The sequence below is a fragment of the Streptomyces sp. NPDC014864 genome (genome assembly GCF_043081525.1).
Lineage (GTDB): Bacteria > Actinomycetota > Actinomycetes > Streptomycetales > Streptomycetaceae > Streptomyces.
In genome coordinates, this window is the sequence record NZ_JBIBWT010000001.1 from 289,428 (window position 1) to 305,839 (window position 16,412).

General features: G+C 74.6%; 9 protein-coding genes. 7 read left to right on the forward strand and 2 right to left on the reverse strand.

Features of this window, described 5'->3' with window-relative positions:
- Positions 1-334: 334 nt before the first annotated feature.
- Positions 335-1,543 carry a nucleotide sugar dehydrogenase gene (locus ACF1A5_RS01510; protein ID WP_392190767.1) on the reverse strand — a complete coding sequence of 403 codons (1,209 nt, stop codon included), beginning with the start codon at positions 1,541-1,543 and terminating at the stop codon, positions 335-337.
- A gap of 313 nt (positions 1,544-1,856) precedes the next feature.
- On the opposite strand from ACF1A5_RS01510, the gene ACF1A5_RS01515 reads away from it, so the two are divergent.
- From ACF1A5_RS01515 to ACF1A5_RS01540, 6 genes are all read left to right on the forward strand, one after another.
- Positions 1,857-3,563, forward strand: coding sequence for a glycerol-3-phosphate dehydrogenase/oxidase (locus ACF1A5_RS01515; RefSeq protein WP_392190768.1), 1,707 nt, complete (start codon positions 1,857-1,859; stop codon positions 3,561-3,563).
- Between the two features lie 250 nt (positions 3,564-3,813).
- Positions 3,814-5,925, forward strand: a complete 2,112-nt coding sequence (locus ACF1A5_RS01520) for a serine/threonine-protein kinase (RefSeq protein ID WP_392190769.1) — start codon at positions 3,814-3,816, stop codon at positions 5,923-5,925.
- A 152-nt stretch (positions 5,926-6,077) separates the two neighbouring features.
- On the forward strand, positions 6,078-8,969 hold the full coding sequence (locus ACF1A5_RS01525) for a protein kinase (RefSeq protein ID WP_392190770.1): 2,892 nt from the start codon (positions 6,078-6,080) through the stop codon (positions 8,967-8,969).
- Between the two features lie 134 nt (positions 8,970-9,103).
- Positions 9,104-10,759: a protein kinase gene (locus ACF1A5_RS01530; protein ID WP_392191190.1), complete on the forward strand. Its 1,656-nt coding sequence runs from the start codon at positions 9,104-9,106 to the stop codon at positions 10,757-10,759.
- A gap of 148 nt (positions 10,760-10,907) precedes the next feature.
- Positions 10,908-12,539: a protein kinase gene (locus ACF1A5_RS01535; protein ID WP_392190771.1), complete on the forward strand. Its 1,632-nt coding sequence runs from the start codon at positions 10,908-10,910 to the stop codon at positions 12,537-12,539.
- 83 nt (positions 12,540-12,622) lie between these two features.
- Positions 12,623-14,272 carry a serine/threonine-protein kinase gene (locus tag ACF1A5_RS01540; protein ID WP_392190772.1) on the forward strand — a complete coding sequence of 550 codons (1,650 nt, stop codon included), beginning with the start codon at positions 12,623-12,625 and terminating at the stop codon, positions 14,270-14,272.
- A gap of 28 nt (positions 14,273-14,300) precedes the next feature.
- Here ACF1A5_RS01540 and ACF1A5_RS01545 read toward each other — a convergent pair whose 3' ends face one another.
- A complete protein-coding gene (locus ACF1A5_RS01545; protein WP_392190773.1) occupies positions 14,301-15,287 on the reverse strand; it encodes an AraC family transcriptional regulator in 987 nt (328 codons plus the stop codon).
- A 105-nt stretch (positions 15,288-15,392) separates the two neighbouring features.
- Between ACF1A5_RS01545 and ACF1A5_RS01550 the strand changes: the two genes are divergently transcribed.
- Complete coding sequence (locus ACF1A5_RS01550; RefSeq protein ID WP_392190774.1) at positions 15,393-16,358, forward strand: MBL fold metallo-hydrolase; 966 nt, start codon at positions 15,393-15,395, stop codon at positions 16,356-16,358.
- Positions 16,359-16,412: the final 54 nt, after the last annotated feature.

Below are 16,412 nucleotides of genomic sequence, written 5' to 3' on the forward strand. Positions count from 1 at the left end.
CGCTCCCGCCAGGGGCCCGGACACTCCCAGAGGTGGGTGCCCGGGCCCCTTCGCATGCGGGGGCCTGCCCAGGTGGGGACGCGTGTCGCGGCACGGGGGCGCACGGTTGCCTTCGGGCCCGGATGCGCGAGGTGCGGCCGTGCCGGGTCGGTAACGTCGTGACCGGCGACCCGGTTTCTGGGGCGCCCCCTTCCAGGGACACGGTCCGGACCCCGCCCTCGGGGCCCGGCCCGAATTCCGACGGAGCCGCAAGGTACCCGACCCACTGGATCTACGACTGATGAGCGGCCGAGTGCCGGCAGCCCCTGGAGCCCGCTGCCGTACGCGCCCCCCTTCACAACCGGTGCGCCGCCCCCGTCGGCGCGGCTCCCCGGGTGTCCAGCAGGAGCTGGGCCTTCACCGACAGGCCCTGGAGGTCGTACGTGCGGTGGTGCTGGAGCAGGATCGTCAGGTCGGCGTCGGCCACCGCCTCGTAGAGGGAGTCCGCGCGGGGGACCGGGCGGTTCAGGACGCTCCAGGACGGCACGTACGGGTCGTGGTAGCTGACGGAGGCGCCGAGCTCCATCAGCCGGCCGGCGATCTCCTGGGCGGGCGTGCCCTGGAGGTCGGCCAGGTCGGGCTTGTAGGTGACGCCGAGCAGCAGCACACGCGCGCCGCGGGCGGACTTGCCGTGCTCGTTCAGCAGGGCGGCGGCGCGTTGGATGACGTAGCGCGGCATCCGGCTGTTGACCTGCTGGGCCAGCTCGACCATGCGCAGTCCGCGGCCCGCCGCCCCGGTCAGGTCCAGCGGGAGGCCGTGGCCGCCCACGCCGGGGCCGGGCCGGAAGGCCTGGAAGCCGAACGGCTTGGTCTCCGCGCACCGTACGACGTCCCACAGGTCGACGCCCAGGTCGTGGCAGAGCACGGCCATCTCGTTGACCAGGGCGATGTTGACGTGCCGGTAATTGGTCTCCAGGAGCTGCACGGTCTCCGCCTCGCGCGGCCCGCGCGCGCGGACGACCTTGTCGGTGAGCCGCCCGTAGAAGGCGGCGGCCGACTCGGTGCAGGCGGGGGTGAGGCCCCCGATCACCTTCGGCGTGCCGGCCGGGGTGAACTCGCGGTTGCCCGGGTCGACGCGGCTCGGCGAGTAGGCGAGATGGAAGTCGCGCCCCGCGCGCAGTCCCGACCCCTTCTCCAGCAGCGGCCGCAGCACGTCCTCCGTGGTGCCCGGGTACACGGGTGACTCCAGGATCACCGTGGTGTGCGGGCGCAGCTGTCCGGCGAGGGTGCGGGTGGCGGTCTCCACCTGGCTCAGATCGAGCCCGCCGTCGGCACCCCGCGGGGTCGGCGCGCAGATGACCGCGGTGCGCACCCGGCCCAGTTCGGCCGGGTTGCTGGCGTGCCGGAAGCCCCCCGAGAGCATCCGGCGCACCTCGGCGGGGCTCAGGGAGCCGGCCTCGGCGCCCGTCCGGTACCCGAGGGTCGGGATGCCGGCGGCGACGGCGGCCTGGGCCAGAGGCAGGCCGAAAGGACCGAGTCCGATGACGGCGAGATCTGCGGGCATGGCGTGGGCCGTCCTTCCCAATAACCGAGGCGGGGCAGGTGCGCAAGCCCTGTGGACAGAACGAGCGAGCGCAATGTCAGACTAGGAGTAAATATGACCGTTTTGTGGGATTGACCAGCGTGTTTCTCGGTGTGCCGGGGAGGGTTGTCCACAGGCTGGGGGCGCCTGGTGGCTGAAGTAGGGCGAGACGGTCAGAATTTGGGCATGGGGAGGAAGAGAACGGCAACCGGAACGGGAACAGCAGCGAAGAGAGCAACGGGAACGGGCTTCGCCCGCCGGGTGCGGCCGGCGCGACCGACAGCGGGAGGCGGCAGTGAGGACAGCGACACTCGGGCCGGCGCAGCGCGCCGAGTCCCTGGCGGGAATGGCCGAGCGCGAGCTGGACGTACTGGTCGTGGGCGCGGGCGTGGTCGGTGCGGGCACGGCCCTCGACGCCGCGACGCGTGGCCTGGACACGGGCCTGGTCGAGGCCCGCGACTGGGCCTCGGGCACGTCCAGCCGGTCCAGCAAGCTGATACACGGCGGACTGCGCTATCTGGAGATGCTCGACTTCGCGCTCGTCCGTGAGGCACTCAAGGAGCGCGGCCTGCTGCTGGAGAGGATCGCCCCGCACCTGGTCAAGCCCGTGCCGTTCCTGTACCCGCTCCAGCACAGGGGCTGGGAGCGCCTGTACGCCGGATTGGGCGTCGCGCTCTACGACGCCATGTCGATGGCCCGCGGACAGGGCCGGGGCCTGCCCCTGCACCGCCACCTGACCCGCCGTCACGCCCTGCGGGTCGCCCCCTGCTTGAAGAAGGACGCGCTCGTCGGCGCGCTGCAGTACTACGACGCCCAGGTCGACGACGCCCGCTTCGTGACCGCCCTGGTGCGCACCGCGGTGTCGTACGGCGCGAAGGCCGCCAACCGCGCCCGCGTCACCGGCTTCCTGCGTGAGGGCGAGCGCGTCGTCGGCGCCAGGGTGCGGGACGTGGAGGGCGGCGGCGAGTACGAGATCCGTGCCAAGCAGGTCGTCAACGCCACCGGCGTGTGGACCGACGACACCCAGGCGATGGTGGGCGAGCGGGGCCAGTTCCACGTCCGGGCGTCCAAGGGCGTCCACCTGGTCGTGCCGAAGGACCGCATCAACTCCACCAGTGGGCTGATCCTGCGCACCGAGGAGTCCGTGCTGTTCGTGATCCCGTGGGGACGGCACTGGATCATCGGCACCACCGACACCGACTGGGACCTCGACAAGGCGCACCCGGCCGCCTCCAGCGCCGACATCGACTACCTGCTGGAGCACGTGAACTCGGTGCTCGCGGTGCCCCTCGGCCGCGACGACGTCCAGGGTGTGTACGCGGGTCTGCGCCCGCTGCTCGCCGGCGAGTCCGACGCCACCAGCAAGCTGTCGCGCGAGCACACCGTCGCCCACCCGGCGCCGGGGCTCGTGGTGGTCGCGGGCGGCAAGTACACGACGTACCGGGTGATGGCCAAGGACGCGGTGGACGAGGCCGTGCGCGGGCTGGACATGTGCGTGGCCGAGTGCGTCACCGAGGACGTCCCGCTGCTCGGCGCGGAGGGCTACCGGCCGATGTGGAACGCGCGGGCGCGCATCGCCGCCGAGACCGGCATCCATGTGGTCCGCGTGGAGCACCTGCTGAACCGGTACGGGACCGCGGCGCGGGAGGTCCTGGACCTCATCGCCGGCGACCCGTCCCTCGGCGCGCCGCTGCGGGCGGCCGACGACTACCTGCGCGCCGAGGTCGTCCACGCCGCCTCGTACGAGGGCGCCCGCCATCTGGACGACGTGCTGACCCGGCGGACCCGCATCTCCATCGAGACGTTCGACCGCGGCACCCTCAGCGCCCGCGAGGCCGCCGAGCTGATGGCGCCGGTGCTGGGCTGGGACGAGGACCAGATCGAGCGCGAGGTCGAGCACTACGAGAAGCGGGTCGAGGCCGAGCGGGAGTCGCAGCGCCAGCCCGACGACCTGACGGCCGACGCGGCACGGCTGGGGGCACCGGACATCGTGCCGCTGTAGCGGTGTGAACGAAAGACGGCCGGGCAGATGTTGTCGTGTGCGGGACGACGGAGACGGCGCGGGGTATGGCCGGAAGTGTCCGAAGGGTCGGCACCCGTGGGTGCTTCCTTGTCACGGGCCGTCATCCCGCCTCGCGTGAACCGCCGTTCACGCGCGACTCGGGGCGTGTCCAGGGGCACCCTGGGCGCCGAGCACTTGTCGGGTGAGAGACAATGGGGGCTCTGTCAGGGCGGGTTGCATGAGGGGACGCATGTCGGAGCCGGAGCGGGCGGGGACATCCCGTCAGGACACTCGTCAGGACAACCACGGGCGTCTTCTCGCCGGGCGGTACCGGCTGGGGGACGTGCTGGGCCGCGGCGGCATGGGCACGGTGTGGCGCGCCGAGGACGAGACCCTCGGCCGTACGGTCGCCGTGAAGGAGCTGCGGTTCCCGACGAACATCGACGAGGACGAGAAGCGGCGCCTGATCACGCGCACCCTGCGCGAGGCCAAGGCGATCGCGCGGATCCGCAACACCAGCGCGGTGACGGTCTACGACGTGGTCGACGAGGACGACCGGCCGTGGATCGTGATGGAGCTCGTCGAGGGCAAGTCGCTCGCCGAGGTCATCCGTGAGGACGGCGTGCTGGAGCCCCGGCGGGCGGCGGAGGTCGGACTGGCGATCCTCGACGTGCTGCGCTCCGCGCACCGCCAGGGCATCCTGCACCGCGACGTGAAGCCGTCGAACGTGCTCATCGCCGACGACGGCCGCGTGGTGCTCACCGACTTCGGTATCGCGCAGGTCGAGGGCGACCCGTCCATCACCTCCACCGGCATGCTCGTCGGCGCCCCCTCCTACATCTCCCCGGAGCGCGCCCGCGGGCACAAGCCGGGCCCGGCGGCCGACCTCTGGTCGCTCGGAGGCCTGCTCTACGCGGCGGTCGAGGGCGTCCCCCCGTACGACAAGGGGTCGGCGATCGCCACCCTGACCGCGGTGATGACCGAGCAGCTGGAGGAGCCCAAGAACGCCGGGCCGCTGCGGGACGTCATCTACGGGCTGCTCAGCAAGGATCCGGCCCAGCGACTCGACGACGCGGGCGCCCGGGCGATGCTGAACCGCGTCCTGCGGTCGCCCGCGACGAAGCAGACCGAGCCGGAGCCCCCGGCGGACGCGACCAAGGTCGTACCGCTGCCGGAGCAGCCCGACGGGCCCGAGGGCGGGGTCGGCTCGAAGGCCTCCGGCGGCAAGCGCGGCGAGGAGGCGGGCGAGCGGCTGCGCGGGGCGCTGCGCTCCGTGCGCAAGGCCGCGGGGGCGGCCGGGGTGGCCACCTCGGCGGCCGCGGCCCGCACCAGGACGGGCACCGACGGCGCCGGTTCGGCGGGCTCCGGAGAGGGTTCCGCAGCTGAGTCGGCGAAGGCGGCCGAGCCGGCTGCATCGTCGAAGACGGCGGGTGCGGCCGGCTCGGCGGAGAAGGCGGAGCCCGGTACGCCGGGTGCCGTCGCGACCGGGGCCGCGGCCGGTGCCGGGAGCGCGACGACCTCCTCCGACGGTGCCCCCGCCCAGGGCGGGCGGACCAGTTCCGGGTGGCCCGTGGTGCCGCCGCCGGACCTGCCGCCGCGGCCGGCCCCCAGGGCGCCGCTCACCGACGTCGTCCCGCGGCGCACGCTGGTGATCATCGCGGTGGTCGTGGCGCTGGCCGTGATCGGCGCCGTCCTTTGGCTCACCCTCGGCGGCGGCGACGACGGCGGGAAGGGAGCCGGGGGCAGCGCGGGCCGCACGTCCGCGGGTGCCTCCGCCTCCGCCGGGCCCTCGACCAAGAAGGACCCGAGCGGTGGGACCCAGCCGGGTTCCGGGTCGGCGGGGGCCGGCACACCGAGTGCGAGCGGTGCCTCCGGCACCCCGGGCGACGGCAACTCCGGCTCGGGCGGCTCGGGCTCCAAGGGCGGCGACGGGGCGGTGTCGACGTACAAGAGCGCCCAGGGCTTCTCCCTCGGGCTGCCCGCGGGGTGGAAGTACGCGGCCACGGACTCCGCGGGCGTCCGCTTCACCGGCCCCGACGGGCAGAAGCTGCTGGTCGCCTACACCTCGACGCCCAAGGACGACCCGGTGGCCGACTGGAAGAACCAGGAACGGTACATGGCGCGTCCGCAGTACCACCGGATCCGTATCGAGAAGGTGGAGTACCGCGGCTGGAACACGGCCGACTGGGAGTTCACCTACTCCGACGGCGGGACCGGCTACCACACCATCGACCGCGGCTTCGTCGTCAACGACCATCTCGGACATGCCCTGATGTACACCGCGAAGGACGCGAACTGGGACAGCGGACTGCGCAAGAACACATGGCAGACGCTGACGAAGACCTTCGAACCGAAGTCCTGAGGCCGCCGGACCCCGGTTTGCGGTGCGAGATCCGGCATCCCCTCTCTGCGGGTTGCCCGGGGCACGTATCGTGAGTGGTTGCGGACCGTAAGCGGCGTGAACGGGACGCGTCACGAACGGAACTGACCGACCGTGGGGCCGGGGGAGGCAACGTGGACGACTATGCGGGCCGGGTGCTCGCCGATCGCTACCGCCTGCCGCTGCCCCCGTCCGACGAGTACGAACTCACCGAGACCCGGGCCTTCGACACCTACAGCGGACAGGAAGTCCTCGTCCGCCAGGTGCCGTTGCCGGAGGTGGTCGAGGCGGAGGTGCTCGACGCGGACGGGCTGCCCGCCGGGTTCACGGCCCGCGACGGTTCCCCGCGGCGGTCCCCGGCGCGGGCGGCGACACGGCGGCCCGCCGATCCCGTGGTGCGGCGGGCGGTGGAGGCCGCGCAGGCCGCGGCGCGCATCCCCGACCATCCGCGGCTCGACCAGGTCTTCGACGTGTTCGCCGAGGGCGGTTCGCTGTGGATCGTCAGTGAGCTGGTCGCCGCGCGGCCGCTGGCGGCCCTGCTCGCCGAGCGGACCCTGACGCCCTACCGCGCGGCCGAGGTCGCCTCCGACGTCCTCATGGCCCTGCGCGTGCTGCACGCCCACGGCTGGGTGCACCGCAACATCACCGCCCGCACGGTCCTCGTCTGCGACGACGGCCGGGTGATGCTGACCGGCCTCGCGGTCGGCGCGGCGGAGGAGGCGCTGTGCGGGTACGACCCCGTACCGGCGCCGGACGAGCAAGCCGACGGAGTCCCGGGGGGCGGCCAGGACCACTCGGACCACGCCGGCGACCCCGATCGCTTCGGCGGCTCGGACCGCTCGGACCGCTGGGGCGGTTCGGAGCGCTCGGGTGGCTCGGATCGCTTCGGCGGTGGTGTGCGCGGTCCGGACGGGCGCGGGGGTTTCCCCGGCGGTGGTGGCGGTGGCTCGGCGGGCCGCCCTGGCGGTGCCGGGGGCCCTGCGGGCGGCGGTGGATTCGCCGCCGGGGATCCCGAGGCCGCGCGGCGGGCGGCGATCGAGGCGCGGGCGGCAGGCGGGCTGCCCGGCACCGGGTCCGGCGCCGGGGCCGATCCGGCGGGCGGCGGCGGATCGTCGGGTGCGGTCGCCAGGCGCGCTGTGGAGAGCGGCGGGGACGTCCGGGCGGCGCGGGCCGGGGCGATCGCCGCGTACCGCGCCGGAGCACGGGCCGCGGCCCGGGTGCAGGAGGCGCAGGAGAGCACACGCGTCGCGCTGCCCTCCGCCCGGCCGCCCGCCGACGGCGGCGCCCCGGCCGGCACCCCCGGCGGGCAGCCGTACGCCCCGGGAGCGCCCGGGGAGCCGGGGACCGGCACCACGCCCCCCGGCCGGATCGCCGACCCCTACGGTGTGCAGCCCCCGCCCTGGAACGGCGCACGTCCCGGCAGTGGTCCTTACGTCCCCGGGGCCGGTACGGCCCCTGGGTCCGGCAGCGGTCCGTACGTGCCCGCTCCCGGTACGGCCCCTGGGTCCGGCAGCGGTCCGTACGTGCCCGTTCCCGGGTCCGGCAGGGGTCCGTACGGCCCCGCGCCCGGCGCAGCCCCCGCGCCCGGTGCCGCCCCGGCGGCCGGCGCTCTCGGGCACGGTTCCTCCTTCGGTACGGCCGGTCCCGCCGCCGGGGCCCTCCCCGTGTCCGGGGCGCCCGAGACCGCGAGCGGCGCCGCCCGTACCCCCGGCCAGGCGGCCGCCCGCTGGGACGACCTCGTGGACGGCACCGCCGCCGCGCGGCGCGGTCCCGCCACCGCGCTCGCCGCCGAGCGGGCGCGGCAGGCGCGGATGACCGTGGTGGGACCGGTCACCGAGCGCTGGGCGCCCGAACAGGCCGGCCCCGTGCACGAGAACTGGCAGCTCGCCGCGCCCATCGGGCCCGCGACCGACCTCTGGGCCCTGGGCGCCCTGCTGTTCCGGGCCGTCCAGGGGCACGCCCCGTACCCGGAGGAGTCGACGGCCGAACTGGTGCAGATGGTGTGCGCCGAGCCGCCCGCCTTCGCCGAGGAGTGCGGGCCGCTGCGGCCGGTGGTGGAGTCGCTGCTGCGTCAGGACCCCACCGAGCGGCCCGACTTCGAGGAACTGCGCGGCTGGCTGCGCTCCCTGGTGCGTTCCGCGCCCGAACCGGACGCCGGCGCGCACGTCGTCGCCGCCCCGCCCACCGACCCGAGCCGGCTGCCCATCGTCCGCCGTCGCGGCGAACTGGTGCGGCGGCGGCGCGCCGGGCTGCCCGCACCGCACGGGCGGCACAAGCGAGCCAGGCGGGAGGCCCGTTCGCCGCGCAGCCTCGGCCGTGCCCTGCTCCTGCTGATCCTGCTCCTGCTGGCCGCCGCGGTCGCCTACGCGACGCTGTTCATGCCGAAGTCGGGGGAGAACGGCGCGTCCGGGACCGACCGCACCTCGGCCGCGGGTGACGCGTCCCCCGCCCCGGCCCCCTCGGGCGGCGACGCGAGCGGCGCGCCCGGGGACGGCCCGTCCTCACCGGGCCCCGGCAACAGCCCTTCGCCATCCACCGGTTCGGCCGAGACGCAGACCACCGACCCCGGTGTCGCCGACGGCTTCGCCCTGCGCAAGGACGCCGAAGGCTTCCAGGTCGCCGTCGCCGAGGGCTGGAGCCGCACCCCACGGAACGACCGGGACCAGGTGGTGTACTCCCGCGGCGGCTTCGAGCTCATCGTCGTGCCCGGCCGGGACAGCGTCGCCGAGTTCGGCAGCGACCCCATGGCCTACCAGCGGGAGAAGGAGACCGAGTTGCGGGACTACCGCGACTCCAGCTGGGCCACCTCCTCCGGGATGCGGACCATCCAGGTGGGCGGACGGACCATGGCCGAGGGGCAGTTCACCTGGACCGACGCGAACGGACGGGCGCTGTTCGTGCGGAATCTGGCCATCCTCCAGGACGGCCGGTACCACGTGGTCCAGGTGCGCGGCCCGGAGAGCCAGAAGGACCAGGTGACCAAGCTGTACGAGCAGGCGTCCGCCACCTACCGGTTCACCGGCTGAGCCGAACGGTTCCCGCCGCCCCGGGAAGCGACAACCGTCACAGTGCGGTTTCCTTGGCACCCCTCAGGTTCCCAGTTCGAGAGCCTGTCCTTACGCTGACCCTGACAAGAACATTGCGGGGAAACGTGAATCAGATGCAGGGCCTGCTCCTCGCGGGCCGCTACCGGCTTGCCGACGCCATCGGCAGCGGCGGCATGGGCCGGGTGTGGCGGGCGCACGACGAGGTGCTGCACCGGGCCGTCGCCATCAAGGAGTTGACCGCCGCGCTGTACGTCTCCGAGAGCGACCGGGCGGTCCTCCTCGCGCGCACCCGGGCCGAGGCCCGCGCGGCCGCACGGATCAACCACTCCGCCGTCGTCACCGTGCACGACGTACTGGAGCACGACGGCCGCCCGTGGATCGTGATGGAGCTGGTCGAGGGCCACTCCCTCGCGGACGCGGTCAAGGAACAGGGCCGCCTGGAGCCCACGGAGGCCGCCCGGATCGGCCTGTGGGTGCTGCGTGCGCTGCGCGCCGCGCACACCGCCGGGGTGCTGCACCGCGACGTCAAGCCCGGCAACGTACTGCTCGGCCGGGACGGCCGGGTGCTGCTCACCGACTTCGGCATCGCCCAGATCGAGGGCGACACCACCATCACCCGCACCGGAGAGGTCGTCGGCTCGGTCGACTACCTCGCCCCCGAGCGGGTCCGCGGCCACGACCCCGGCCCGGCCTCCGACCTGTGGGCGCTCGGCGCCACCCTCTACACGGCCGCGGAGGGCCTGTCGCCGTTCCGCCGCACCTCTCCGCTGACCACCATGCAGGCCGTCGTCGACGAGGAGCCCCGCGAACCGCGGACCGCTGGCCCGCTCGCGCCCGTCATCACCGCGCTGCTGCGCAAGGATCCGGCCACCCGTCCCGGCGTCGACGAGGCGGAGCACATGCTCGCGGAGGCCGCGGAAGGGCGTCGGCCGGACGCCGCGCAGGCCTACGTCCCCACCCAGCGGGTCGGCGCCCAGTCGGCCGGCACGGTGCGGAACCCGGCCGGCCGTCCCGGGCCGGACCCGTCCGCCACGACGCCCCACTCCCCGGCGACCGGCCCGACCGCGGTCGGCCCCGGCCACGCCCCGGCGACCGCTTCCGGGCCGTCGAAGCACCGCCGGCTGCGCACTTTCGCGCTGGTGGTGGCGCTCGCCGCGGTCATCGGCGGCGGCACCGCGGTGGCGCTGCAGAAGTGGGCCGACACGCGCCGGCAGCCCGCCACCGCCACGTCCGGGTCACCCGCGCCGAGCTCCAAGTCCAGCCCCACGCCCCGCCCGAGCAACGTCTCGGGCGACAACCTCCCGGCCGGCTGGGTGCGCCGCGACGACCCCTACGGCTTCAGCGTCGCCGTGCCCGGCGAGAACTGGACACGGACGGTGTTCGACGAGGCGACCCACCAGGTCGACTACACGCCGGACGGCGGCGAGCACTTCCTGCGCATCGCCGTCGACACCTCGCCGGACTTCGCCGACCCGCACGACCACCAGAACGACCTGGAACAGCAGCTCCACCGGCTGGTCGACTACCGGCGGGTGACCCTGCGGCCCAACACCTACCGCGACCGGCGGGGCTCCCTGTGGGAGTACACCTGGACCGCGCTGTCCAAGGACACGCCCTACCCCGGGCCGCGCCATGCCGCCGAGGAGACCTACGTGTCCCGCGAGGGCGTCGAGTACGCGATCTACATGTCCTCGCCCGCGGCGGACTGGCCCACCGCGGAGAAGCAGTTCAGGTCGGTGCTGCAGAGCTGGCGACCGGACGCGGGCTGAGGCGGGCGGGGTCGCGTCCCGCGCCGGGGCGAGGCCGCCGGGCGGGCGTCGCGCGTCGGAGTGAGGCGGGCGGGCGGCTCGTTCACGTCGGTGGCTTGGCCGGTCAGCGCCCCGGAACCGGGTCGTCCGATGCGGCATGATGGGGCGCATGGGGACCGAGGGGGACGACTGCCGTGTCATCGCGGGCCGCTACCGCCTCCAGGCCCGGCTCGGGCGCGGGGGCATGGGTGTCGTGTGGCGGGCGACCGACCAGCTGCTCGGCCGTCAGGTGGCGGTCAAGGAACTGCCGTTCGACGAGACGCTGTCCGCCGAGGAGGCCCGACTCCGGCGCGACCGCACCCTGCGCGAGGCCCGCGCTGTCGCCCAGTTGCGCCACCCGCACATCATCGTCGTCCACGACGTCGTGGAGCAGGACGAACGCCCCTACATCGTCATGGAGTTGGTCGACGGCGGCTCACTCGCCGACCGGATCGCCGCACGCGGCCCCGTCGACGCGGGCGAGGCGGCCCGTATCGGCATCGCCCTGCTGAGCGCGCTGCGCACGGCGCACGCGGCCGGCGTGCTGCACCGCGACATCAAGCCGGCCAACGTGCTGACGGAGGCCGGCACCGACCGCGTCGTCCTCACCGACTTCGGCATCGCCCAGGTCGCGGGCGCCACCACGCTCACCGAGACGGGCTCCTTCGTCGGCTCCCCCGAGTACACCGCGCCCGAGCGGATGTCCGGGTCCCACACCGGCCCGGCGTCCGACCTGTGGTCGCTCGGCGCGCTGCTGTGCACGGCCCTGAGCGGCGAATCACCCTTTCGGCGCGACTCGTTGGGGGGAATTCTGCACGCGGTCGTCTCCGACGACATCCGCCCGCCGGCGCAGGCCGGGCCCATCCTTCCCGTCGTACGGGGGCTGCTGGAGCGGGATCCGGATCTGCGGCTGGACGCGGCCGAAGCGGAACGGATGCTGCGGGCCTTCCTCGACTCGGGGCGCACCCCGCAGCCGCCGGCCCGCTACACGGCCACCCAGCGCGACCTGCCCCGGCCGGGACCCGCGCCCACCGCCGAGGCCCGGACGGAGGAGGCCCCCGCCCGGCCCTCCACCCGGGGTGTGCTGGTCGCGGCGTTGCTGGTCGCAGCGATGGCCGGGGCGGGGGTGTCCGCCGCGGCCCTGCTGATGCAGGGGAGCGGGGGCGGGGGCGGCACTCCGACGAGTCCGGCACCGCGCCCGTCCGCGAGCGGCCCCGCGAGCACGGCGCCCTCGACCCCCGGTCAGCCCTCGCGGCCGACCACCCCCGCCTCCACGGTCACCGTCACACGGTCCGCCGCGCCCGCGGTCAACGCCCCCACCGCGCCCTCGGGTTACCACTCGGTCCGGGACCCCGCCGGCTTCTCGCTCGCCGTACCGGACGGCTTCAACCGCAGACCGCAGGGCGAGCGGATCTTCTACCTGTCCCCGGGGGAGATCTTCCGCCTCGGCATCAAGGTCACCGGCCCCGGCACCGGCGGCCCGCTCGCGGTGATGCGCCGGTCGGACGCACAGGGCCCGACCACCAACCCCGGGTACCACGACGGCCGGGTCACCGCCACCACGCACGCCGGACACCCTGCCGCCCTCTGGGAGTTCAGCTGGAACGGCTTCAGCGCGGCGGAGGGCCCCCGCCACACCTACGATCTGTGCTGGGAGCAGGACGGGCGGATGTACGACGTGTGGGTGTCGGCGCCGGTCGGGAAGGTGCGGGAGGCCAAGGAGCACTTCGACGTCGCCCTCGACACCTTCACCCCCGGGTAGGCCTTCCCCCGTTGGTCACGGGTGTGTGACCGCCGGGCCCACACGGTGGAGACGCCGGCGGCGGTCGCGATATGGATGGACCCATGAGCAACGACGGGGGAGCCCGCCACGAGTCCGAAGAGCCGACGAGTTTCGTTCTGCGGCCGCCCGACGCGCAGGTGCGGGTGCCTCACCCGCAGAACCCGTACGCCGCCCCGGTGCGGGGCAACAGCACCACGCGGTCCGGGGATCCCGGCGCCGGACGGCTGATCGCCGGGCGGTACCGGCTGCTCGCCAAGCTCGGACACGGCGGGATGGGGACCGTGTGGCGGGCCAAGGACGAGACCGTGGACCGCGAGGTCGCCGTCAAGGAGCCCCGCGTCCCCGACCACCTTCCCGAGCGCGAACGCGCCAACGCCTTCGAGCGGATGCGCCGCGAGGCCCGCGCCGCGGCCCGGCTCGACCACCCCGCCGTCGTCACCGTCCACGACGTCGCCGTCGTCGACGGACAGCCGTGGATCGTCATGGAGCTGGTGCACGGCCGCTCGCTGGGCAGCGCTTTGCAGGAGGGCACGCTGGACGCGCGTGAGGCGGCCCGGGTCGGCCTGGAGGTGCTCGGCGCGCTGGAGGCCGCGCACGCGGCGGGCGTCCTGCACCGGGACGTGAAGCCGGACAACATCATGCTGGGCCGGCACGGCCGGATCGTCCTCACCGACTTCGGCATCGCCCAGATCGAGGGCGAGACCAGCCTGACCGACACCGGCGGCTTCGTCGGCTCGCCCGAGTACATCGCGCCGGAGCGGGTGCTGGGCCGGCGCCCCGGCCCGGCCTCCGACCTGTGGTCGCTCGGCGTGGTGCTGTACGCGGCCACGGAGGGCGTCTCCCCGTTCCGCCGGAGCAACACCCCGGCCACGCTCCAGTCGGTGCTCAACGCCGTGCCCGCGGCGCCGGCCGCCGCGCGGGGGCCGCTCGCCGAGGCCGTCACCGGCCTCCTGCACAAGGACCCGGCGCACCGCCCGGACGCCGCCCGGGTGCGTGCCCTGCTGGAGGCGGCCGCCGCCCCGCCGGACCCGGTGCCGACCCAGGTGGTGGCGCACCCCGAGGGAGTGGGGGAGGCCGGGGGCGCGCGGCGCCGGCTCCGGTTCGGGCGCGGGGCGTGGCTCGGGCTCGGCGCGGCGGTCGTCGCGGCCGCGGTGACGGCGTACCTGCTGGTCGCACGGCCGTTCGCGGGTCCGCTGCCGGACGACTGGCGGACCCATCACGAGAAGGACGTGGCGGCCACGCTCGCGGTGCCCGGGGACTACCAGCGCACGGTGCCGGACCGGAAGACGGACAAGACCCACTGGGTGGCCTACAGCGACTGGAGCGGCAGCATCCGGGTCGCCCTGACGCTGGTGCGGAAGTCCGAGGACGACAGCCACACCATCAAGGGCTCCGCGGCCGCCCAGATGTACGACGACGACGGCACGTTCAAGCAGTCCGGCGACTACAACCTCGGGATGCCCGAGAACCCGCGGACCCGGCCCAGGGAGTCGGCGTACCAGGGCAGGAAGGCCGCCGAGAACACCGTCGTCTACACCACCACCGACAGCCAGAACCCGCTCCCGCGCGAGGTGCGGATCCTCTACTACAAGAGCTCGGCGGGCGACCTGTACAAGTTGGTCGTGAGCTACCCCGGCAAGGGCGACTTCACCGGGCGCGGGCGCGAGGTGGCGCAGACCGCGATCACGAACCTGGACGTCGACGCGCTCTGACCCGCACGGCTCGGCCGTCCCGGGCCGTTCAGGAGCGGGCGGCCCGGTAGCGCCCCGGAGTGATCCCGAACTCCCGGCTGAAGGCGTGGGAGAGGGCGTACGGGCTGCTGTAGCCGGTCTCCTGGGCGACCTTCACCAGCGGGGCGTCCGTGTCCCGCAGGCGGGCGGCGGCCAGGGTCAGCCGCCACCAGGTCAGATAGGCCATCGGCGGGCGGCCGACGAGCGCGGTGAAGCGGCGGGCCAGCGTGGCCCGGGAGACGCCCGCCGCGCCGGCCAGGCGGTCGTTCGTCCAGGGGGCGGCGGGGTCGGAGTGCAGGGCGCGCAGCGCCGCCGTCGTCACCGGGTCGTCGAGCACCGCCGGCCAGGCGCCGGCCGCCGCCTCGGTCATCCAGGCGCGGACCATGTAGATCAGCAGGAGGTCCAGCAGGCTCGGCAGTGCGAGGCAGGCGCCCGGGCGGCGCTCGTCCACTTCCCGGGCCAGCAGGTCGAGCGCGGAGCGCAACTCCGGGTGGACGCCGACCCGGTGCGGCAGATGCACCACCTGGGGCAGCTCGGCCAGCAGCGGGTGCGTCCGGCTGCGGTCGAGGCGGTACTTCCCGCACAGCAGCTCGACCACGGGCCCGCGCCCGCCCTCGTCCCCGCGGTCACCCTCGTCCGCGCCGCCGCCCACGCCCCCGTCCGCGCGCCGGGCGCCACCCCGTACGTCACCACCCCGGGCGGCACCCTCGCGCACCTGCTCGAACGGCACCGCACGCGCCACCTCCGCCGCGTCGGCGGGCCGGTCGGCCAGCACGTGCCCGGCGCCGTGCGGCAGCAGCACGACGTCGCCCGTGTTCAGCGTCACCGGGTCCCCGCCCCCGTCCGGCAGCAGCCAGCAGCCGCCCGCGAGCACGACGTGGAAGCCCGCACCCTCGTAGGGATCGAACCGGGTGCACCAGCGCCCGCTCACCCGCAGCCGGCTGGAGGAGGGCCGTCCGACCCGCACGGCGGAGATCGCGTCGCTCACCACGTCCATGACGGCAGGGTACGGCACTCTCCGGCACATGGCTGAGACGGTCTCGTATCCAATTGATCATTTCACGCATTGGAACGTTCATCGCCTCCGCCTAGGCTCCGGGACATGACTGAGGAGAACACGCAGCGTTTCGTGATCGGTGACCTCGAGGTGCTCCGGGTCGTCGAGTGGCAGGGCCCCTACGTCCCCGCAGGCACCCTTGTCCCGGACTGCGCCCCCGAGGTGTGGCGGGAGCACGAGGACGAACTCGTCCCCGACCACCGGGAGCCCGGCGGTGACCGGGCCGTGGTGACGCTCCAGACGTGGGTGGTGCGCGGCGGCGGGCGGACGGTGCTCGTCGACACCGGCGTCGGCAACGACCGGGAGCGCCCCGGCAGTGCGCTGTTCCACCGGCGGCAGGGGGACTTCCCGGGCCGTCTGGAGCGGGCCGGGGTCCGGCCGCAGGACGTCGACGTCGTCGTCAACACCCACCTCCACGGCGACCACGTCGGCTGGAACACCCGGGACGCCGGTGGGGAGTGGGTGCCGTCCTTCCCCCGCGCGCGCTACCTGGTCCCGGCCGCCGACGACCGCCACTTCGGCCCGGCGAACGGCTACGCGGGCGGGGCGCGGCCCGACGACCGGCTGATGTACGAGGACAGCGTGGCGCCGGTGCACCGCGCCGGGCAGTCCGTGCTGTGGGAGGGGGAGTACCGGATCGACGACCACCTCACCCTGGAGGCGGCCCCGGGCCACACTCCCGGCTCGTCGGTGCTGCGGCTGGAGTCGGGCGGCGAGCGGGCGGTCTTCGTGGGCGACCTGCTGCACAGCCCGGTGCAGATCCTCCGCCCCGAGTGCAGCAGCTGCTTCTGCCTCGACCCCCGGCAGGCGGCGGCCACCCGGCGACGGGTGCTCGAACGGGCGGCCGACGAGCGCGAGTTGGTGATCCCCGCGCACTTCGGGGGGTCCGGTGCGGTGGAGGTCCGGCGGAAGGGCGGGGGATTCGCCATGGCGCCCCGCCCGGTGGACCGCCCGGTGAACCCTCCGGCGTCCCGTCCGATGTCTCGTCCGATGTCCGGCCCAACGCCCTGATCAGCGCATTCGTTGCCAGTGATCGCTGGCGCCGTGTGAGCACTCGGTGAATCC

Bases quoted from the DNA above. Each gene is read 5' to 3' on its own strand.
- ACF1A5_RS01510 (WP_392190767.1), bottom strand. From the start codon at position 1,543: ATGCCCGCAGATCTCGCCGTCATCGGACTCGGTCCTTTCGGCCTGCCT.
- ACF1A5_RS01520 (WP_392190769.1), top strand. From the start codon at position 3,814: ATGTCGGAGCCGGAGCGGGCGGGGACATCCCGTCAGGACACTCGTCAG.
- ACF1A5_RS01535 (WP_392190771.1), top strand. From the start codon at position 10,908: ATGGGGACCGAGGGGGACGACTGCCGTGTCATCGCGGGCCGCTACCGC.
- ACF1A5_RS01530 (WP_392191190.1), top strand. From the start codon at position 9,104: ATGCAGGGCCTGCTCCTCGCGGGCCGCTACCGGCTTGCCGACGCCATC.
- ACF1A5_RS01540 (WP_392190772.1), top strand. From the start codon at position 12,623: ATGAGCAACGACGGGGGAGCCCGCCACGAGTCCGAAGAGCCGACGAGT.
- ACF1A5_RS01550 (WP_392190774.1), top strand. From the start codon at position 15,393: ATGACTGAGGAGAACACGCAGCGTTTCGTGATCGGTGACCTCGAGGTG.
- ACF1A5_RS01545 (WP_392190773.1), bottom strand. From the start codon at position 15,287: ATGGACGTGGTGAGCGACGCGATCTCCGCCGTGCGGGTCGGACGGCCC.